Origin of the sequence: Ruegeria profundi (assembly GCF_020171505.1) — a bacterium.
In the GTDB taxonomy this organism is placed as follows: Bacteria; Pseudomonadota; Alphaproteobacteria; order Rhodobacterales; family Rhodobacteraceae; genus Ruegeria; species Ruegeria profundi.
Map to the genome: position 1 here is coordinate 31,504 of NZ_JAIUZS010000008.1, position 20,018 is coordinate 51,521.

At 56.7% G+C, this 20,018-nt stretch carries 17 protein-coding genes and 2 pseudogenes; 6 read left to right on the top strand and 13 right to left on the bottom strand.

The features are described from left to right. The 4 genes from urtB to LCM21_RS20900 all read right to left on the bottom strand — a co-directional run bounded on the left by urtB (position 1) and on the right by LCM21_RS20900 (position 4,352). On the bottom strand, positions 1-1,959 hold the full coding sequence (urtB, locus tag LCM21_RS16910) for an urea ABC transporter permease subunit UrtB (RefSeq protein ID WP_224891656.1): 1,959 nt from the start codon (positions 1,957-1,959) through the stop codon (positions 1-3). Positions 1,960-2,029: 70 nt separating this feature from the next. Beyond that, the gene (urtA, locus tag LCM21_RS16915) at positions 2,030-3,313 is read right to left on the bottom strand and encodes an urea ABC transporter substrate-binding protein (RefSeq protein ID WP_224891657.1); all 1,284 of its coding nucleotides are present in this window, start codon (positions 3,311-3,313) and stop codon (positions 2,030-2,032) included. A gap of 347 nt (positions 3,314-3,660) precedes the next feature. Further along, positions 3,661-4,059: a hypothetical protein gene (locus tag LCM21_RS16920; protein ID WP_224891658.1), complete on the bottom strand. Its 399-nt coding sequence runs from the start codon at positions 4,057-4,059 to the stop codon at positions 3,661-3,663. A gap of 41 nt (positions 4,060-4,100) precedes the next feature. After that, the gene (locus tag LCM21_RS20900; protein ID WP_404818134.1) at positions 4,101-4,352 is read right to left on the bottom strand and encodes a hypothetical protein; all 252 of its coding nucleotides are present in this window, start codon (positions 4,350-4,352) and stop codon (positions 4,101-4,103) included. On the opposite strand from LCM21_RS20900, the pseudogene LCM21_RS20905 reads away from it, so the two are divergent. Further along, positions 4,266-4,655, top strand: a pseudogene (locus tag LCM21_RS20905) (hypothetical protein); the annotation flags it as partial. The gene LCM21_RS20900 and the pseudogene LCM21_RS20905 sit on opposite strands and share 87 nt — an antisense overlap. A 241-nt stretch (positions 4,656-4,896) precedes the next feature. Here LCM21_RS20905 and LCM21_RS16930 read toward each other — a convergent pair. Beyond that, on the bottom strand, positions 4,897-6,231 hold the full coding sequence (locus tag LCM21_RS16930) for a tetratricopeptide repeat protein (RefSeq protein ID WP_224891659.1): 1,335 nt from the start codon (positions 6,229-6,231) through the stop codon (positions 4,897-4,899). A 99-nt stretch (positions 6,232-6,330) separates the two neighbouring features. On the opposite strand from LCM21_RS16930, the gene LCM21_RS16935 reads away from it, so the two are divergent. The 5 genes from LCM21_RS16935 (at position 6,331) to LCM21_RS16955 (ending at position 12,120) form a co-directional block, all read left to right on the top strand. Beyond that, positions 6,331-6,564: a hypothetical protein gene (locus LCM21_RS16935; RefSeq protein ID WP_224891660.1), complete on the top strand. Its 234-nt coding sequence runs from the start codon at positions 6,331-6,333 to the stop codon at positions 6,562-6,564. Positions 6,565-6,574: 10 nt separating this feature from the next. Further along, a complete protein-coding gene (gene gntH, locus LCM21_RS16940; protein ID WP_224891661.1) occupies positions 6,575-8,047 on the top strand; it encodes a guanitoxin biosynthesis MBL fold metallo-hydrolase GntH in 1,473 nt (490 codons plus the stop codon). Between the two features lie 4 nt (positions 8,048-8,051). Then, positions 8,052-9,032 carry a CobW family GTP-binding protein gene (locus LCM21_RS16945; protein ID WP_224891662.1) on the top strand — a complete coding sequence of 327 codons (981 nt, stop codon included), beginning with the start codon at positions 8,052-8,054 and terminating at the stop codon, positions 9,030-9,032. Between the two features lie 128 nt (positions 9,033-9,160). Further along, positions 9,161-10,834, top strand: coding sequence for a sulfatase-like hydrolase/transferase (locus tag LCM21_RS16950; RefSeq protein ID WP_224891663.1), 1,674 nt, complete (start codon positions 9,161-9,163; stop codon positions 10,832-10,834). A gap of 47 nt (positions 10,835-10,881) precedes the next feature. After that, on the top strand, positions 10,882-12,120 hold the full coding sequence (locus LCM21_RS16955; protein WP_224891664.1) for a DUF3179 domain-containing (seleno)protein: 1,239 nt from the start codon (positions 10,882-10,884) through the stop codon (positions 12,118-12,120). Positions 12,121-12,501: 381 nt separating this feature from the next. Here LCM21_RS16955 and LCM21_RS16960 read toward each other — a convergent pair. The 8 genes and pseudogenes from LCM21_RS16960 to LCM21_RS16995 all read right to left on the bottom strand — a co-directional run. Next, a pseudogene (locus LCM21_RS16960) lies at positions 12,502-12,666 on the bottom strand (IS5/IS1182 family transposase); the annotation flags it as partial. Positions 12,667-12,858: 192 nt separating this feature from the next. Continuing rightward, positions 12,859-13,728 carry an NAD(P)-dependent oxidoreductase gene (locus tag LCM21_RS16965; RefSeq protein ID WP_224891665.1) on the bottom strand — a complete coding sequence of 290 codons (870 nt, stop codon included), beginning with the start codon at positions 13,726-13,728 and terminating at the stop codon, positions 12,859-12,861. Positions 13,729-13,746: 18 nt separating this feature from the next. Beyond that, on the bottom strand, positions 13,747-14,706 hold the full coding sequence (locus LCM21_RS16970; protein ID WP_224891666.1) for a 2-hydroxyacid dehydrogenase: 960 nt from the start codon (positions 14,704-14,706) through the stop codon (positions 13,747-13,749). Positions 14,707-14,708: 2 nt separating this feature from the next. Further along, a complete protein-coding gene (locus tag LCM21_RS16975) occupies positions 14,709-14,906 on the bottom strand; it encodes an amino acid permease (RefSeq protein WP_068339470.1) in 198 nt (65 codons plus the stop codon). A 15-nt stretch (positions 14,907-14,921) separates the two neighbouring features. Beyond that, positions 14,922-16,262 carry an amidase gene (locus LCM21_RS16980; RefSeq protein WP_224891667.1) on the bottom strand — a complete coding sequence of 447 codons (1,341 nt, stop codon included), beginning with the start codon at positions 16,260-16,262 and terminating at the stop codon, positions 14,922-14,924. Continuing rightward, the gene (locus tag LCM21_RS16985) at positions 16,259-17,623 is read right to left on the bottom strand and encodes a TRAP transporter large permease (RefSeq protein WP_224891668.1); all 1,365 of its coding nucleotides are present in this window, start codon (positions 17,621-17,623) and stop codon (positions 16,259-16,261) included. The genes LCM21_RS16980 and LCM21_RS16985 overlap by 4 nt, the downstream gene beginning before the upstream one ends. Before the next feature lie 21 nt (positions 17,624-17,644). Next, complete coding sequence (locus LCM21_RS16990) at positions 17,645-18,244, bottom strand: TRAP transporter small permease subunit (RefSeq protein ID WP_224891669.1); 600 nt, start codon at positions 18,242-18,244, stop codon at positions 17,645-17,647. Between the two features lie 109 nt (positions 18,245-18,353). Continuing rightward, positions 18,354-19,448 carry a TRAP transporter substrate-binding protein gene (locus LCM21_RS16995; protein ID WP_068339457.1) on the bottom strand — a complete coding sequence of 365 codons (1,095 nt, stop codon included), beginning with the start codon at positions 19,446-19,448 and terminating at the stop codon, positions 18,354-18,356. Positions 19,449-20,018: the final 570 nt, after the last annotated feature.

A 20,018-nucleotide genomic window follows, 5' to 3' on the forward strand; every position in this document is an offset into this window, starting at 1 on the left:
CTAGGCCTCCGCTGCGCGACCCTTGAGGGCGATAATTCCCCGCGGTCTGAACTGGATGAACAGGATGATGAACAAAATCATGTAGGTCTGCGCCGCCAGCGTGTTGGACGGGTTGAGGAACTCGATCCCCTTTTGCAGTGTGCCGACCAGTGTCGCGCCCAGTAGGGTGCCCCAGATATTGCCCACGCCACCCACCACGACGGTCATGAAGGATTGCACTATGTAGTCAGACCCCATCTCGGAGGTGACCTTGGCGTATAGACCGATTGCTACCCCTGCGATCCCCGCGATGCCCGATCCGAACCCGAAGGTCAGCATGTTGATTCGGTCGGGATTGATCCCCATCGAGGCCGCCATGCGCGGATTCTGCGTCACTGCCCTCACCTCCAGCCCCAGCCGGGTGCGGTTCATCACCAGCAGGATGAGGCCAAGGAACAGTAACGCAAGCACGAAGATCGCGATGCGGATGTAACTGATCGAGACGATGTCGTTGATGATGAGCGACCCATCGAGCCAGTCCGGAGAGGTCAGCGGCCGCGCCTGCGTGCCGAAGATGTTTTTGGCTATCTGCTGTAGAGCGATCGATATGCCGAACGTGGCCAGCAAAGTCTCGAGCGGACGGTGATAAAGCCAACGGATCACCAGTCGCTCCATCGCGACGCCTGCGCCAAAGGTCACGGCAAACGCAAGCGGCAGCGCGATGATGATCGACAGGGTGTAGTCCGGCACGATCTGCTGGACGACGTAACCCGTGTAGGCCCCCATCATTATGAATTCGCCATGCGCCATATTGATCACGCGCATCACGCCAAATGTAATGGCCAGCCCGATCGCCGCGAGAAAGTAGATCGAGGCCAGCGAAAGCGCATCAAGCCCGAGATCAAGACCCTGGTTCACCGCCACCTTGTTCTCGATACTCTTGAGGGCACTTGCCGCGGCCAGCGCCACGGCCGGCGGGGCCGCGATGTAGCGTTCGAAGAAAACGAACTTGTCCAGTGTCGCATCGATCTCGGCCTCGGTGGCGACGGGCTCGACCTTTCCCTGCTGGGCTAAGACGGCATATGCGATGTCGCGCGCGGCCTCGGTATCCAACGTGGCAACCTGCACGCCGGCCACCGCCCCGTTTTCAAGGTTGGCCACCAGCGCGGCGCGCTTGTCTTCGCGACTTATGCGCGGTTTGGCGAAGTCGGCCGAGACCAGCAGGTCATAGGCGTCCTCGCGGGGCAGGGCGTCGCTGGCTGGGCTGAGCACACGGGCGACGTCCTTGGTCTCGGGCACCGCGTCGGTCGTCTCCAGCCGAGTACGCACCAGCGGATTAAGCGTGGCGCGCACATCCACGCCCAAATCACCGGCGAAACTCTCGATGGCCTTGATGCGGTCGGCGTCGTCTTCGGCGAACTGGATGGTGAGAAGACGCTCGAGCCGGACCATCGCCGCCGCGATGGCCTTGTCCTGTTCGGTTTCGATCGCGCCGCGCAATGTCTGCAGATGCGCGGCCTCGGCGTCACGAGCGATGGTCTCCAGCGCCTGCAGACGCATGGCGGGATCAGGGTCGGTCAATTGGAACCGCACCAGTGCGGCGCCGATCATGCCGCGAATGCCGGAATTAGGTTTGAGTTGATCGTAGTCGTCGTCGGGCACCGTTCCGATTTCCATCCCGTCGGCCACGTCGAAGATGCGCAGCGTGTCGCTGTCCACCTCCTCGGCGAACACGTATAGCCCAGTTTCCTCGTTCCGCCACATCTGCTTGGCCTGCCAACGATTCAACACCTCGCGAGCTGCCGGAAGGCCGCTGTCGGCCAGCGCGTCGATGGCCGGCCCGATCGTGCGGCGGGAACTCTTGGAGATGATATCCCCATGTTCCTGAAGAACCTTCTGGATCGGCGCATCGGCCTGCTGCGCGGAGGCCGGCGCAGCTACTGCAAGCGCGAACGTCAAAAGGCGAAGAATATTGAGCATACCACTTTTCCTGCTGGCCGGAGGGCGCGCGAACGCCCTCCGGTGATTTGGTTCTGCAGTCAGGTCCAGATCAGTAGTTGGACTTGATTTGCACGCAGGTCTCGGTCTCGGTGTTGTACATGCCGCACTCGAGATCTTTCCAATCCGAGATCAGCACCGCGGATTCTGGCAGGAAATCCGTCCATGCATCTCCGGGCACTTCCTCGGTCTGGCTGATGATGTCGAACTGACCGTCTTCCTGGATTTCACCGATCAGAACGGGCTTCGCGAGGTGATGGTTGGGGAGCATGACGGCGGTGCCACCGGTGAGGTTCGGGAATTCCTGCCCGTACATGGCTACGCGGACCGCATCTACGTCTGTCGATTCCGCCTGTTCCACGGCGTTCACCCACATGTTGAAGCCGATGTAGTGTGCCTCCATCGGGTCGTTGGTTACACGGTCTTCGCCCATGCGTGCTTTCCATGCTGCGACCCAGGCCTCGTTCGCCTCGGTGTCGGCGGACTGAAAGTAGTTCCATGCGGCCAAGTGGCCGACAAGGTTTGTGGTGTCGAGGCCCGACAGCTCTTCTTCGCCAACCGAGAAGGCGACGACGGGAATGTCGTCGGCCGAGATACCCGCAGCGGCGAGCTCCTTGTAAAAGCCCACGTTTGCGTCGCCGTTTATTGTGGAAATCACGCCGACCTTCTTGCCGTCCGCGCCAAGTGCCACGACATCCGAGACGATCTTGGACCAGTCGGAATGGCCGAAGGGCGTGTAGTTCACGAATATGTCGTCTTCAGCGACGCCCTTGTCCTTGAGATAGCTTTCGAGAATGTTGTTCGTGGTGCGCGGATAGACATAGTCGGTGCCCAGAAGCGCGAATTTCTCAACGCCCAGTTCCTCGAGAAAGTAGTCCGTCGCCGGGATAGCTTGCTGGTTTGGAGCGGCACCAGTGTAAAACACATTCTTTGAGCTTTCCTCGCCCTCGTACTGAACCGGGTAGAACAGCAGGCCGTTGAGTTCCTCGATCACCGGCAGCACCGATTTGCGGCTCACGCTGGTCCAGTTACCGAAGATCACGTCGACCTCGTGCACGGTCAGAAGTTCACGCGCTTTTTCAGCGAAGAGCGGCCAGTCCGACGCCGGGTCGACCACCACGGCCTCCAGCTCACAGCCCATGACACCGCCTTTTTCGTTCTGCTGCTCGACCAGCATTTCCATGGTGTCCTTGAGCGTGGTTTCGGAAATCGCCATCGTTCCGGAGAGGGAGTGCAGCACGCCCACCTTGATCGGGCAGCTCACCTCTGCCATCGCGGGCAGGGTGGTGGCAAACAGCGCGGCAGCGGCTGTCGTAGTCAGGAACCTTGTCGACATTTCTTAATCCTTCGTAGATGTCGCGCATTACACCTTGCCAAGAGCAGCCCCGGCACCCATTTTGGTTTCTGCGCAATTCACGTTGCGTCGTGCGGTGGTGTTTTGGAGTGAAGGCCAGCACCACTGCATTTTTCTCGCCAACCGGGTAAGCTGGCACTTCAGAAGTGATGCAGTCTTTCTGCGGGTGCGAAATAACTTTGAGAGTTTTCGACGGCAGACTTTGGAAAGTTCGCCCGAATTTTGATCACCCAAGAGGGCGCTGCCGTTTTATTGTGCGACGTCCGTTTGGTGTTTCCTGCGCAACGTAATTTGCGGACGGTTGCGCCCCGATAAGGGCGTGTCGCGCATCAGGATGAGGTCGCTTGCAGGTAGCCTTGAACAAGCCGTTCACACTGTGTGATGAGATGTCGCGCATGACTCGCTGCGCGGCTGGCCTGCGCGACATCGTGCGAAAAGCTTGCCCGCTGCAACAACATGGCATGGGCATGTTTCGCCTTGATCCGCAGCGATAGAGCTGCCGTGTCTTGTGCGCCCGTCAGCGCCTCCAGGCGCAGGAGCATAGCTTCGAGCGCCCGTTGTGTGTCAATCGCGTCTTCCGCCTGCATGAGCCACTTGTGCTGCACCTCAGCGGACAAGCGCCCCGCGCATGTCGCCGTTTCCGCGACGAGTCCGGCATCGGCGCGCGCAGATGGTATGACAACAACTACGGCTACGAGGCTCAGGGATATAGTTTTCAAAAAGCCCATGAATTAAGCATGCCGTAAATTAATTCAGCGCTCAACAATCTTCAGGCCGTTTTCGCGTTTTGAAACGGCTCGTGGAAAACACGACGCCACAGCGATTCAAGCGATATTTCGACATGGGTTGGATCGCCCGGGCGGCCTCGTAGCGTTTGAACATGACCAAATCCAACCCTTTTAAGGGCTTTCAAAGCAGCCCGAAAATCATTCGCCTGGCGGTAATGTTGTACGTCCGATTTCCTTTGTCGCTCCGCACCGTTGAGGATTTGATGCACGAGCGCGTTGTCGAAATCAGCCATGAAACCATATTTTGAAACGAAAAACTGCGATCCTACGGGGCCGCGTTGAAGGAAATCGGTAGCGCGGATCGACAGGAAACCGGCCGATGGAAGATCAACCGTGCGGAGAACTCAAACCTGCCATTCAGACGACGAGAGCGTGCGATGCCCCGCGTCCGGCGCGTGCGAAGTCTGCAGCAATTCGCCTCCGTTCCTTCCTCTGCGCACAATCATTTCAACCAGAAACGCCATCTCAACTGACGTCAAAACTTTAAGCTGAACCGAAGCGCCGCTCTTGCCGAGTGGTGTCAACTTTGTTCCGCACAGGTTCACGCTATTAGTGGCAAACTGAGACTGGTTCGAACCCGTCTGACAGCACCCGCGTGAGCAGAAAAAGTGCCATCGCGCGAACGATCCAAAACCGTACTTCATAGTCGGATGGCGATGCCGCTAAGCGGTCATTCTGAAAAGACTGTCGAGTTCAGCGTAGCTGCTGCAATCTGGGCAAGGCATCGCCCTGCGAAACTTGAACGCTTCATTCAAGCAGTTGTTGCGGCAAGTCTCGTCAATATCTACTCAAGGCATCAAGTACCGTTTCTCGTGTCTTTTGGTCGCTAGGAAAGATTCGTTCCACAAGAAACTCAGATGGAAACTCGGGCCACGTCTTTTGCAGTTCGCCGATAAGTCTTTGTGCCTCGTTGAAATTGCCCAGCTGATCATGTGCTGCTGCTTGGAAAATGAGAGAAGGCGCGCTTACAGGCGCACCAGCTGCCGGCGCGCCCTGAAACGCTTCGACAACGTTCTCGTAGTTCCCGAGCATGAGTTGCGATACCCCCCAAATGTTTCTTGCGCCAAATCGGCCAGATCCGGCTCTGGACCTTGCTGGGTTACTGACTTCCGCTGCCAGAGCGGGCATGTTTGCAATGAGAGCTGTGATCCCGACCAGATCCAGAACATGGCCATCTTTCGGCGCAAGTTCAGCTGACAGTCTCGCGTATTTTAAGGCCTCATCTGGTTCATTTGACACCGCCAACCGCCAACCATTCGAGGCGTTTGCCCATGCACCCGATGGGGACAAATCAAGCGCCATTCCAGACATCTCGAGTGCTTGACGCAAGAGATCGTCCCGATTTTCTTCATCTCGGGACAACAGAGCCAGAGTGGCCAGAACCTGAGCTGATCCGGCATAGCCATCCGGCAGCGCCGGGTCGAGCTCCGTGGCATGCTGGAACATTCCCAGCGCGATTTGCTGGCGTTTGACATCAAATACAGGGAAGAACATGCCCCGGGCCTGGTCCGCCAGGTTAGCTGCCTGCAATCTTGCAAGTGAATGCTGACCAAGAGCCGCTCGTTTAGCCTGCTGGGTGCTGTTTGAAGGCTCCTGGACCTCCCTGTTGCCGGTTATCAACCATGTGCCAAGCACAGCGATCACCGCTAAAACGGCCAGCCCAATCAACAGCAGTTGACGCAGGTGCCTGCTTTCACGTGTATGGCTGCGGGTTCGCGGGTCTGAATTTGGGTCTTCCCCCGATGGTTCGTATGAAAACCGCGGCTTGTATCCGCCGGGATCGACGAAAATCCGAACACCTTTGCCGTCCCAGTGTTCTTCGTAAAACTCACGCAACAGGCGGCGAAGTCGCCTGGCTTCGACACGAACCAGGTTCCGTCCACCGCTGCCATCAATGCTGCGCCCGTACACTTCGACCGCGATGGCCTTGCCGCGGATCTGGGCACCGCGACCGGCGAGAGTTTCCTCGACGATATAGGTGAGAAACTGCTGGAGGCGGGGCGAAGTTCGGAACTCGACGCTGGAAACCACGCCCCGCAGTGCCTGTCGGACCAGTTCCGGTGATGGCTGCTCAACATTTTGATCTATCAATAAATCATTGGCTTGGTTCACAGCAAACTCACCCCCAACTCACGGTGACTCACTTGGCTGCCCCGGTCAACAGCACGCATCGTTATCTGCGAATAGATAGTGGGAACCGGGCTTTTTCCAGTGGCGAACGACCTGAAAGACGAGCTACCCGAGCTTTTGAATGCGCTTTCCAGCCAGATTGAACCGCATGCGTTTCTAAGCGAGGCCATCGAGGACCTCGGCAAAGTCTGTGCAAAGTTGAAAGACACGTCAATCACCGCGTCCGAGCGCGAAGAATGGGCCCACATCAAAACTGAACTCTTGAATGAGCTTCGTCGGCTGGCGAAGCGCAAACTCCGAAACACATCTGATTGAGGGTATCGCAATGACCGACAAAGACCAGAGCAAAGACCGTGAGAACCAGCAAAACCAGCAACCGGATGAAATCGAAAACCCTTCGCGCCGGCATCTTATGCAGGGGCTGGCGGCAGGTGCGGTGGCAACGGGGGCTGTCAGCTACGGCTCCGGCGCAGCACAGGCGCACGAGGGGGACGGCCCTTTGGGTGAAAGCCTGAAGAACCCCTATGGCGGCAGGCCTGCCGGTGGCATCACTCTGCCGGAATACTTCCGGCCGACGAAATACATGACCGGGTCTAACGCAAACTACTTCCCGCTTTCCGAGGAGCTTGGACCCGACGAAATGCGCATATCATTCTGCGGGTCCACACCGTTTCCTCCGCGTGAGGATCAGGCAGGCACCTGCGTGATGGTCGAGCTGGGCAATGGAAAACGGTTCTTCTTCGATTTCGGGTCAGGGTGCGTGCGCAACATCATCGGGATGCAGGTTCCGGCTCAATTGATCAACGATATCTTCATCACGCATCTGCATGTGGATCATTACGCCGACATTCCTTACATCTACCCGTTCAGGGCTTGGTCGGGTGGATATACTCCGCTGCGGATTCACGGCCCGTCCGGTCGGACACCCGAGCTTGGAACGGCGGGTATGGTGGAGGGCATGAAGCAAATGCTGAAATGGCATTTGGAAGCCTTCGATGTGTTCCCAATCGGGGATGGTTACGAGATCGAAGTCAATGAATTCGATTTCCGTCAGGAAGGCGGAATCGTTTACGACGAAGATGGCGTGACTATTCGGTCCTGGCCTCGTAGCCACGCCAAGGACGGAGCTGTGGGGTATCGGCTGGATTGGAATGGCCTGAGCTTTGTTTGGACCGGCGATGGCCGTCCCGATGAGCTAAGCCTTGAATACGGAAAAGGTGTCGATGTGTTTGTCACCGAAATGTCCGGCCAGGATATTGGTCAGCTGATGACCTACAAATACGGTCTGCCGCAGGAGCTGTTCAACTATACAATCGATACGCACCATACGTCACACTATGCGGTTGGCAAGATGATGGCCGAAGCACGCCCGCGGCTTGCAATGGTGACCCATTACACGCAGGACGAAGACATTGATGCCGAGATGTTGGCGGGTATCCGGGCCCACTATGATGGGTTGTTCGCCTGGGGTTTGGACGTCGCTGTCGTCAACGTCACAAAAGATGCAATCTGGTATCGAAAGGCAACGTTGCCCGGGAAATCGGGATCCGTCGCCCCGTTCCGCGAATTGGGCAAGATGGAAGCCGAAGGCAAGATCACGTTACCTGATGAAATCAAACCGCCTGCACCGCGGTCATCGCGTGCCGAACAACAGGACCAAAAATACCGGGACATGGAGATTGACCCCAAGGAATACTACCCGGCCGATGTATTCCGAGCCCCCAGTCCCGAGTGGCCCAGCGATTTCGTGATTAAAACCGACGATGTCATTCCGAACCGCAAAAAGAAAACGGAGTGACAATATGATCGAGTTTGGTTCGACCTCCGCTATCCCCGTCACGATCCTTACCGGCTTTCTCGGAGCCGGTAAAACAACCCTTCTAAACCGCATCCTGACCGGCAATCATGGTCTGCGGGTTGCCGTGCTGGTCAACGATTTCGGCTCGATCAATGTGGATGCTGATCTTGTGGTTGGCTTGGAAGACGATGTGATGAGCCTGGCGAATGGGTGTGTGTGCTGTTCGATCCGGGATGACCTGATCGAAACGGTTGAAGCGGTTCTCGCCCGGCCGGAAAAACCGGAATACATCGTCCTTGAAGCCAGCGGCGTGTCGGACCCGTCCTCGATCGCGATGACCTTCACGGATCAGAAGTTTCGGGACATGATCCGCCTGGACAGCCTCATGTGCCTTGTCGACGCGGAACAGCTGTTTGCCGCGCCGGAACAGATGGAATTGAAGCTCAGGCAAATCGCGTTTTCTGACATGGTCATCCTGAACAAAGTAGACCTCGTAAACCGGGATACGGTTCAGAAAGTGCACGACTGGCTCGGCTCGCGTTTCCGCCGATATCGCCTGGTCGAAGCCGTCAATGCAGATGTCCCGCTGGACATATTGCTGTCAGTCGGACGGTTTGCCGCCGAACAGCTTGAGACAGAAGTGCCGGAGCATCATGAGCATGGGCCTGACTGCGGGTGCCAACACGCTGATCATTCGGACGGCTTTTCAACAACGATGATGAAGGCCGAGCAACCCATCAGCCTGTCGTCGCTCAGAAGCGCAATCCGAAAGCTTCCGGGTGACGTCTATCGCCTCAAAGGCTTTGTTTTCAGCGAGGAGGACCCGGATCATCGTATTCTTGTGCAGGTCGTCGGAAAACGCATGGACATCTCGCGGGACGGGGCCTGGGGTGATCGAAAACCCGAGACGCGGCTTGTAGCGATCGGTGCGCCCGGTGCGCTTTCGGAACACGTGCTCACCGACGCCCTGTTCGAAACGGCCTAGCGATCACGCCGGTGGTTCGCCCTCAAACGGGGCGACCGGCCCTCATGCCACCGCCCCTGAATTTGATTTAGAGGCCGAAATAATTAGACTTGTCGCAATCGCAACCATCCTGCAGCGGGGAAACCTTTATGTTCACGAGACTCTTTTGTTTGGCACCCGCCATTTCGATCCTGTTGTCTTCCCCGCTTTATGCGCAGGACACGCCAATTATTCACGACGCACAGTATTACATACTGGAAGCACAAAATGGCGAGCAGTGGGTCGAAGATGATGCTGCTGTGGATGCGTCGCTTTCCGAGTTTCGTGAGGGGAATGCTGGCAACCCCCCCAATATCGTGTCCATCCTGATCGACGACCTGGGTTTTGGGGATATGGGTATTCCCGAACTGAATGCCGTGCGCGGGATTGAAACCCCCAACATCAATGCGTTCTCGGACGAAGCCATGCGCATGGTTCGAATGTATACCGAACCGTCCTGCACGCCGACGCGCGTAGCCCAGATGACGGGGCGCCTACCCGTCCGCATGGGTATGGGGGACACCACGGTCGACATTGCAGGCTTTGGCCTTCCCGGAGCCGAGGTCACCCTCGCAGAGGTTTTGAAACAGGCCGGCTATGCCACCAGCCATGTGGGCAAATGGCATATGGGCGATATCGCAGAAAGCTGGGCGATGAACCAAGGTTTCGACTATGCGCAGCATGCCGTGCATCAGCAGGGGCAACTCACCATCTTCAACGATGATGCAATCCGCGAGCAGGTCTCAGTCGGCATACAGGATTTTGAGGAAGACTATATCGTGGACAATTGGTTCCGCCCCGACCCTGCCGCCATGGCCACCGTCATCGAAGGAGAGGCCGGCGGTCCAATTCGCGAAATTCGTATGCAGCCCGGCGAGCGGTGGGACGCCGAAAAATACGATGAGATGAACGAACAGTTCCAGCTTAAGGCGCTGTCCGAGCTGCAACGGCTGGCCGGCGGCGACGCACCCTTCTTTCTGCAGTACTGGCCGATGATCCCGCTGGACAACACGCGAGCCGGGCGCGAGGGCCCCGAGAGCGTGAACGGCGGCCTCTATGCCGACAAGCTGCAACTGCTGGACGAATATCTTGGTGTTCTTTTTGACGAGATGGAAAGGCTGAGCGTCGCCGAAAACACCATAGTGGTCCTTATGGGCGACAACGGGCACTTCACGAAATATTCCCCGCAATCGGGTTTCACCCCGATGATTTTCCGCGGCGGCAAGGGCGATACGACAGAAGGCGGCGTACGTGTGGATGCCTTCATTCGCTGGCCCGGAATGATCGAGGCAGACTCGATCGTGAACAACATCATCCATGTATCGGATTTGTATACGACCCTATCGCGCATGGCTGGCGCCGACGCGTTCATTCCAAGGGACAGGCTGGTGGATGGGGTGGACCAATCCGCATCAATCTTGTTCGCCGATGAATCGAAAACGCGTCGTGATCACGTAATCATCTATTCAGTGGCGTCTCCGAAGGCGATCGTGAAGGACCAACTGAAACTGAACCTTCCGGGTGCTGGAGAAAGTGCAATTCTGGCAGATTTCTTTGACATATATAGGGATACGCATGAAAAGTATCCGGTTTCGACCGAAGTTGGCGCATGGGGTGGCCAGGAGTTCCAACGCATCCTTGGCCGGCATCTTGCCCGAAAAGAGCTTTATCCTGACACCGAGCCAGCGCGTGGCGTGCCGTATGAAGGCGTCGAAAACCTGCGCCCGGAAACCGTTGCCGCTGTCAAAGCCTTTTTGACCAAACAAGCTGCAATCGAACGCTAGCTGCGTCCTGACCTCACCTCGGCTTCCCGCATTCGAGAGGCACTTCCATGCTTGCTACCCTGATCTTCTATACCGGCCTCGTTATCTCTTTGGGAATCGGCTTCGTCTACTTTCGAGACCTCGGCGACGTGTCTCAGATGCTGTTGAAGGTAAAGCGCGAAAACATGATCCGCTTTATTCGCAACGAATTTCGGCTGATTGGGATTGGCCTGGCGGCTTTTGCAATTGCCACAATCGCCCACTTTGCGTTTGGAGGCGGCGTGCGTGCGATATGGTGGTTGGGCTTTGTCTTGGCGTTGGTTCTATATGGCTTTCCCTATGTCTGGGTCCATTTAGGGTTGAGAAACCAGCTGAACACCGCGCAGTATTACAGCATTGCTGAAGCGGAGCAGTATGTCGGCCCCAATGCACCCGTGATCGTAATGGTAAACGGCGATCATGCCCGTGCGCATCCTGACGCTCAGATCATGCGGCCCCATTTGGCTGGCGACGCCAAGGGGCTTGGGGGCGAAGACGTGGTCATGACCTACTGCGCAATGGCCAATCTTGGTCAGGGATACGCGCCCTCAATCGAAGGAAGACGGTTGAATCTTGAAGTTCTTGCTCAGCATGGCAACAACCTGATCTTGCGCGACAACGACACAGGGGAACCTATTCAACACATTTATGGGTTCCGCGAAGCAGACCGGGACACCGCGTCGGACGGACCCGCCTATCCATTGCGCCCAGAAGCCCAGATGAAGCCATGGCCAACCTTCCGTATGACATTCCGTGGCTTCAAGAAAGCCTATCCGAACGGTGAGGTCTTTCTGAACAAACCGTCGAAGAACCCGGTTCTGAGACTGCTCGACATGGCGCTGGAGATGATTTTTGGATGGGGTATCGCCAGGCAGCATCAAGAGGCTGATCCTGTCATGGACAACATGGAGCGCCCGCCTGACACACGCTTGCCCAACAAGGCACTCGTTTGGGGCGTGACCATCGGGTCAGATGCCGCCTGTTGGACCGATGATTTCGTGGTTGACCAAAACTGGTTGCTGAACACGCGCGTTGGCGGGCGCGACCTTGTAGTGCAAATTGATCCACACTTTGAAAGCCTCGGTGTCTGGTACAACGACAGTGGTAAACCAGTTGAGCGCTGTGATTTCCGGGGAAATAGCGATCAAGGACAACTCACCCGGGTTGAAACTTTGCGGGCAGGCCTGTTCTGGCATGTCTGGGCGGAGTTTTTTCCTCACACCGATGTAAACCGTATTGGCAGCGTCAAACCGAAGCGTGCCGCGTAGTGACGTTTGTTTGATGTCGAATGGAGTGAACTACCAAGCGGAAAGATGGCCGAATGGACTTGCCCCTTTTGCAAGGCGTGAGTGGCGGAAGTAATCTGGTCGACATCCATATCACTGTACTGCAAAGCGCAACGACCGCTTCGCGCCTTTCCTTCAGAGTCGCTTTAAGCGTCCCGCCTAAATTGAGCCCGTGAAGCGAATGGAAGAAAGGTTTGCATCGGACTGTGAACCGATGCTGTCACGAGTTGTAGAGGACGTCGGCAGTGAAACATGGTGTGAATTATTTCCATCGCTAGCGGTGGACAACTCAGTTCACAGTCTGGTAGTGGCTTTGTTGCACAAATCGGTTGAAGGGCAGACCTCTCTTTTGCCCGGAGGGACTTATCCTGCGGGCTCTGTGACTGGCATGCCAAGAGTTGTGGGGCGGTTGAGCACCGCGATCCGAACCTGAAACCCAGCGACTTGCTGGTCGTAGTCGCATGCCATGAGACCTTGGCCAAGCTGTTTTACGCAGTTCATGTTTGTCTCTGCGCGGCTTCTTCGGTGACGCATGTGCCGATATCGAGCCGCCAGATTCTCTAGCAGTGCGGCGCGGCGCGCAGGCAAACGCGGTCCTGCTTACCATAATCGAGAAACACGTCTGATGTCGCTGCACCGATACCGGAGCTTGCTCCTGTAATCAAAATGGATTTCATACCGCTTCCTCAAGTGGCCGATTGCAGACCTGCGATATGCGTTTCAGAGTTGTTGCAAACGTTTGAAAAGGCTGGAGGTGTCCCAGCGTCCGCCGCCCATCTTCTGAACGTCCTTGTAGAATTGATCCACAAGCGCGGTAACGGGAAGACTCGCGCCGTTTTCATTCGCAGTGTTCAGGCAGATCCCGAGGTCTTTCCGCATCCAGTCGACAGCGAACCCATGTTCAAAGTGGTCGTCGAGCATCGTCTCGTACCGGTTGCTCATCTGCCAGCTGCCAGCGGCGCCCTGGCTAATGACCTCGACCACCGCGCGCCCGTCGAGCCCCGCTTTGCTGGAAAAATGCAGCGCTTCCGAGAGGCCCTGGACGAGACCGGCAATCGCGATCTGGTTCGCCATCTTCGTCAATTGCCCCGCGCCGCTTTCGCCAAGACGACGGCAAAGCTTGGCATAGCTTGCCATCACGGGTTCGGCACGCGCGTAGTCCGGTTCGTCCCCACCGCACATGATCGACAGCTGCCCGTTTTCCGCACCGGCCTGCCCGCCGGACACGGGCGCATCGACGAAAGCGACGCCTTTCGATTTCGCCTCTGCGTAAAGCTCTGACGTGACTTTTGCGGATACGGTCGTGTGGTCCACGAACAACGCGCCGCTTGACATGGTTGAAAATGCGCCCGTGTCGCCAAGACAAACGGCACGCAGATCGTCGTCGTTGCCAACGCAGGCCATGACCATTTCTGCACCGTCTGCGGCTTCGGCTGGCGTTTTAGCCGCACGTCCGCCATGTTCCGACACCCATTTTTCCGCCTTGGCCATCGTACGGTTGAAAACGGTCACATCGTGTCCGGCGGACTTGAGATGGCCGGCCATCGGATAACCCATTACGCCGAGGCCGAGGAATGCTACTTTTGTCATTGGTACTGTCCTTCGAAGTCAGAGGAGGTCGCGCGGCGTTTGTCCGGCGAAAAAGGCATCGAGGTTGTCGAGCGCCCGAAATCCCATTGCGTCCCGTGTGCGGGTCGTGGCGCTGCCAATATGCGGCAGCATGAAGATATTTTCGTGGTCCGCAAAGGCAGGGTTGCCACCCGGTTCGACCTGAAAGCAATCGAGGCCCGCAGCACTTATCTGCCCTTTAGCGAGCGCGTCGAGCAAGGCGGTCTCATCCACCAGCGCGCCACGTGCGGCATTCACGAGGACGGCCCCCTTTGGCAAGAGGTCGAACCGTTCCCGATTCATAAGGTTGGTTGTTTGGGGCGTGGCAGGGCAATGTAGTGAAAGGAAATCCGCGACTTTGAGAAGGGACTCGATACTGTCGTGGTAGGTTGCGCCAAAGGCCTGATCAGGCGGCAATTCGGAACGGTTGAAGTAATGGATCTCCATGTCGAACCCTTTGGCCTTGGCGGCAAAAGCCCGGCCCACGCGCCCCATGCCGACGATGCCCAGCCTGGACCCGGTGACTTGCTTGCCGACCATGAAGGAAGGTGACCAGAAATCCCAGGCTCCGGTCCGCACGATCCTGTCACCGGCAACCGCATGGCGCGCAGCGCCAAGCATCAGCAGCATAGCAAGCTCTGCCGTTGCGTCGGACAGCACGTCCGGCGTGTTGGTCACAGCAATACCGCGCGCAGCCAGCGCGGGCAGGTCACAGTGATCCACGCCGACGGAGTGGTTCGCGACGATCTTGAGCCGCGGTGCAAAGCGCCGCACCACATCCGCGCTGAAATGCTCTGAATGACAGGGAATGATCGCATCGTATTCCGCGCTGGCAGCAATAAGATCCTCCGCCGTGCCGGGCGTATCTTCATAGTTTACATCGGTGTCATAGTCCCGCATCGCCCGTTCGATCGTGGCATCAGACAGACGGCGGGTGATCCAAAGGCGGGGTTTGGGCATCGTCAGTCCCTCTTTCGAATGCACTCATCCCAGTAATCATAGATCGCTAGTGCGCAAACCACGATCACGATCACCATGAATGGGAAGCCGCCCCAGAACCCTGCAAAACCGGTAGAAATGCTGTGCGAGAGCTCGCCCACGAAGATCACAAGCAGGGCTGTGCCGATAAAGCCGACGATGAGTTTCGTGATGTAAGACATGGGGTATCCCTTCGGTTACGCGGCCTTCGCCGCGATATGGTTCTGGCACCAGCGCGCTGTGCGTAACAACCGATCATCCTTCTGTGCGGGGCCGATCAGCTGCACGCCGATGGGCAATCCTGTTTCACCCACCAAAAGCGGCAGCGTAACACAAGGCAACCCTACGAGCGTCCACAGAGTGCAAAAGATTGGATCGCCCGTGTTTGAGCCGAATGGCACTGCTTCTCCGGCAGCAGAGGGCGCGAGGATAGCGTCATAATCCTGAAAGAACTCTGCAAAGAAGCTTTCGGCTGACGCTTTCACGGCCAGCGCGTCCTGATACTCGGCCTCTCCGATCTTGCGCGCCCTTTCGATGATCGGTTTCAGCGTATTGCTGATCTGGTCCCAGTGCGCGTCGAACACCTCGGCCTGATGGCGGGCGATTTCATATTCATGGATGCGGGCCTGAACCGCCACCAACTCGCCCAGCTGATCGGCCGGGTCCATGCGGGTCACGCGGGATCCGAGAACTTCGATCACGCTTTCAAGACCTTCCGCAGCAGCTTCTGAAAGACGGTCATTGAACGGCAGGTTGAACCAGGCGAGTTCCGGATCGACCGGCACCTCCTGACGCGCGCCTTCGACGGTCGAGGGTCGTGCATGCGGGTAACTCTCAGGGTCGCGTTGATCGTAGCCGCTGATGGCGTCGGCCAACAGGGCGACATCTTCCAGCCTGCGAGCAAATGTGCCGATCTGGTCGAGCGATTTGGACGTCTGAAGAACACCTGTGCGAGGGATCGTGCCGCGCGTTGGTTTGAAGCCGAATGTCCCGCAGAATGAGGCCGGACGGATCACCGATCCGTTTGTCTGTGTTCCGATTGCAAGCGGCACATGACCGGCAGCGACCGCAGCGGCCGAGCCACTGGAGGACCCACCGGGCGTTCGATCCGCGTTGTGCGGGTTACGCGTCTCGTTGGCATGCACGAAGGCGAGCTCGGTCGTGACCGTCTTGCCCATTATAACCGCACCGGCTTCGCGCAACATCTCCACAATACGCGCGTCCTCTGCGGTCTGGCGGCCCTCGAAGATTGGCGTTCCGCGCTGAGTGGGCATGTCCCGCGTGTCGATTATGTCTTTCAGGCCCACAGGCAATCCATGCAGCGGACCTGTCGGTAGACCTGCTTGACGCCTTCGATCAAGCGCCGCCGCTTGCTCCAACGCGTATTCCGGGTCGAGGTAGGCCCAGGCTTTGATGGTGCCGTCCGTCTCGGCGATTCTGTCGAGACAGGACTGCACCAGTTGAACAGACTTTAACTGACCCGAAGCGATGAAACCCGCCGCCTGCACCGCGCTGAGATCATGAGGCTTGATCTTCATGGGATGTAGGGTCCGAAAAGATAATCAGGGAACCACAGCGCGATGCCCGGGAACTGATACATCAGCACCATCGTCAGAATGACAATCCCAAGGTACGGCATGATGCCGCGGAAGATCTGCATCAGCTCGATCTGTTTTTTCAACACTCCTTTCAGGTAATACGCCGACATCGCCATTGGCGGCGTGAGGAATGAGGTTTGCAGATTCAGCGCCACGAGCATCGCGAAAAAGTAAGGGTTCACTCCGAAAACATCGAGTAGGGGCAAGAAGATGGGCACGAAGATGATAAGGATTTCGGACCATTCCAAGGGCCAGCCCAGCAGAAAGATAATAAGCTGCGCCAGTATGAGGAATTGCCACGGCTCGAGAGCCATTCCGCCAACCCAGTCGGCGATGATGTCATGGCCGCCGAGATAAGAGAAGACGGATGCGAAGGTCCATGATCCGACGAAGAGCCAGCAGACCATGGCCGTTGCCTTGGCGGTAAGGAAAACGCTTTCCTTCAGCTTTTTCCATGTCATGGATCGGTAAAGCACCGCCAGCACCATGCCACCAAGTGCACCCATGGCAGCAGCCTCAGCCGGTGTCGCAAGACCGCCAAGGATTGAGCCAAGGACCAGCATGATAAGCACCGTAAGCGGTACGAAACTCACAAGCAGGTTCCAGTAAATCTCCCGCGGCGGCGGCACGTCTTCCATCTTGGGCCGCGGCGCGAGCGCAGGGTTCAGGTAGACTCGCACGATCACGTAAACGATGTAGAGCCCCGCCAGTAACAGGCCCGGGAAAACCGCAGCTGCGTAGAGCCGCAAAGGAGAGAGATCAGCGATCGCGGAATAGACGATCAACATGATGGATGGCGGGATCAGGATACCCAGCGTGCCTCCCGCACAGATAACGCCGGACGCGAAGCTCTTGTTGTAGTTTGCATTTGCCATCGCGGGAAATGCGAGAAGACCCATCAGGGTCACGACCGCACCAACAATGCCCGATGCTGTCGAGAAAACTGCACAGGTGATCAGCGCAGCGATCGCAAGGCTGCCGGGCAGATTGCGAGCAGCCTGGTAGAGCGAGAAAAACAGCTTGTCGACGATGTTTGCTCTCTCGACGACATAGCCCATGAACAAAAACAGCGGAATGGCTACAAGCGTCGGGTTCTCCATCACTGAATAGGTGTTCTGGTTCAGCAGATAGAAGATGTTGTTGTTGAATATATCACTGATGCCATCGATCGGGCCGCGGAAATATGCGTAATAGCCAAACGCGACGCCCATGGCGAGCAACGTGAAAGCAATCGGGAAGCCCAGCAGCACAAGCACAATAAACAGGCCCAGCATCAGAAGGGCGACTTCGGGGTTCGTCATCTCTTGATCTTTCCTAGTGCGTCAGCGGGACTGATTTTCGTCGCTGTGAATGGCGGCGATCTCATTGAGATCGGCCTCCGACAGCAAATCTTCGGTTTCTTTGACATCGGCCAATCGCTCTGGCCAAATGCCGGTACGCATCGTCATGACGCAACGCACCAGTTCTGCGGCACCCTGGATGAGCAGCAAGGCCCCAGCCACCGGGATCAACGATTTGAAGAAGTAGATCTGAATGCTGGCGGGGCTGTTGAAGCTAACTTCCTTGTAGCGCCAACTGTCTGCGGCGATCTCGTACCCAAACCAGACCAGCGCAAGCACACCCGGGAAGAAAAACAGGAAATACAGCAGAAAATCCATCCCTGCCTGAACCTTGACGGGTAGCAAGCGATAGACAACATCTGCCCTCACATGCGTGTCCTGCGCCAAGGCGTATGCTCCGCACATCAAAAACAGCGCACCGTACATCTGGATCATCATGTCAAACGCCCACACCGTTGGGGCGTTGAGCACGTAACGCACGAACACCTCGTAGGATACCGACAGCGTCAATATCAGAATGCACCAACCGAAGGCCCGTCCAACCCAGAGGCTCAGACCTTCTATAGCGTGTACGAATTTCATCTTGTTTTTTTCCCTCGTCGCCCCAGCCTCTCTCGCCAGAGGTGCCTCTGATTTCAAAGGGAGGTTGAGCGCCAAGATGGCGCTCAGTCCCCTTTTCATTCAGCCGCGATCAACCAAAGTAGTGGTTATATGCCAGTTTGTAATCTGGCTGATTCAGGTTGAGGTAGTTCATCACATCTTTGGCGTAAGCCTTCTGTGACTCCATCACCTTGGCAAAGAATGGATCTTCTTCTGCGATCCGCGCCGTCACCACATCCCAAGCTTCGAGTTGAGCCGCCATTACCGAATCCGGCGTCCGATAGACATTCACTCCGTCTGCTTCTTGCAGTTTCACAAGGTCGTCAGAGTAACGCTTGGTGTTGCCCCAGTAGAAGCCGGAGTTTTCGGCCATGGAAGCGTTTTTGATAATCGCTTTGTGTTCATCACTCAGGGCATTGAAACGGTCTTTGTTGATCGTGACTTCAAAGAACTCCTGGCTCTGGTGGAACGACGCGAGGTGGTAGTGTTTCGAAACGTCTTGCATTCCGAAGTCGCGGTCCGATGTCGGGTTGTTGAATTCCGCCGCATCGATAAGGCCGGACTTCATCGCCGGTTGAATTTCACCGCCGGGCAGCTGAACGACCGACATCCCCATCTCGAGCAGAACATCTGCAGCCAAACCAACCGTGCGGTATTTCAGACCTTGCATCTGCGACGCATCGGTAATGTGTTCCTTGAACCAGCCCATCGGCTGCGCTGGCATCGGCGAGTTGAAAAAGGACACAACGTTGAGCTGCAGGTTTTCCATTAACTCGTCGAAGAGTTCCTGACCACCGCCGGCATAGACCCACCCAAGTACTTCCTGGCTCGACCAGCCAAAGCATGGACCCGTGCCAAAGAGTGATGCTGCCTTCGACTTGCCGTACCAATACGCCGGAACGTAGTGAGCTGCATCGAGAACGCCGCGATGCACAGCGTCCTGCATCTGACTGGTTTTTACAACTGCGTCGACCGACAACACTTCGATCGTGAGCGAACCGCCGGACATTTCGTTGACCCGGGCAGCAAAGGACTGCGCATTTTCCAGAAAGATACCGCCGCCCCAGGCCGCTTGCATCTTCAATGTTTCACCACTGTCTTGCGCTATCGCGGGTGTCGCCAGTGCTGCCGCGCCTGCAACAGCAGAGCCGCGCAGGAAATTCCTGCGGTTATAGTGTTCGGTCATGTTTCCTCCCTAAAAGTACTTGGATTATCCCTCGATTGTTTGATCTTGTACGAGCGGGTGTATTTTAAGGAGTACAGCCTACACTGCTGCGTCAGACATAGTCCTGTCGCATGCTGAATAGCGTTTCTCCCATCGATATCTTAGAATATGTCAATCTTAAGACAAGTGTTTTGGTTTGCAAACTTGTCTTCGCAGCGCGAATCTTTTGCGCAGCAGGAAAAAAGCTCTGAATTCAGATTACTTGCTCATCAACATGCCCGAAACCTGAAGATGCAATACATGGAGTGATGTGTCGGTCCGACGCGACGCTGCCGCGATGGACAGTTTCGCAGGAAATTTGGTCGTAAGCTTCTAAAAACTCCCTGCTCTGTGAACGCACGGCCGCTGTTGTTTTTTCATCGCAGACAGAGTTTTGATCAATTAGGTTGCTGCATTTGCGGACATTTTAGTCGGACTGCTTCCGGTTTGGGCTCGAGGCGGTCATTTGAATGATTTTGTCAGGTGCCAGCTTAGTCTCCTGTAGAAGACAAAGACTTAGGTCCCGGACTTCGGAAGCGGGGCTGTCTCGGT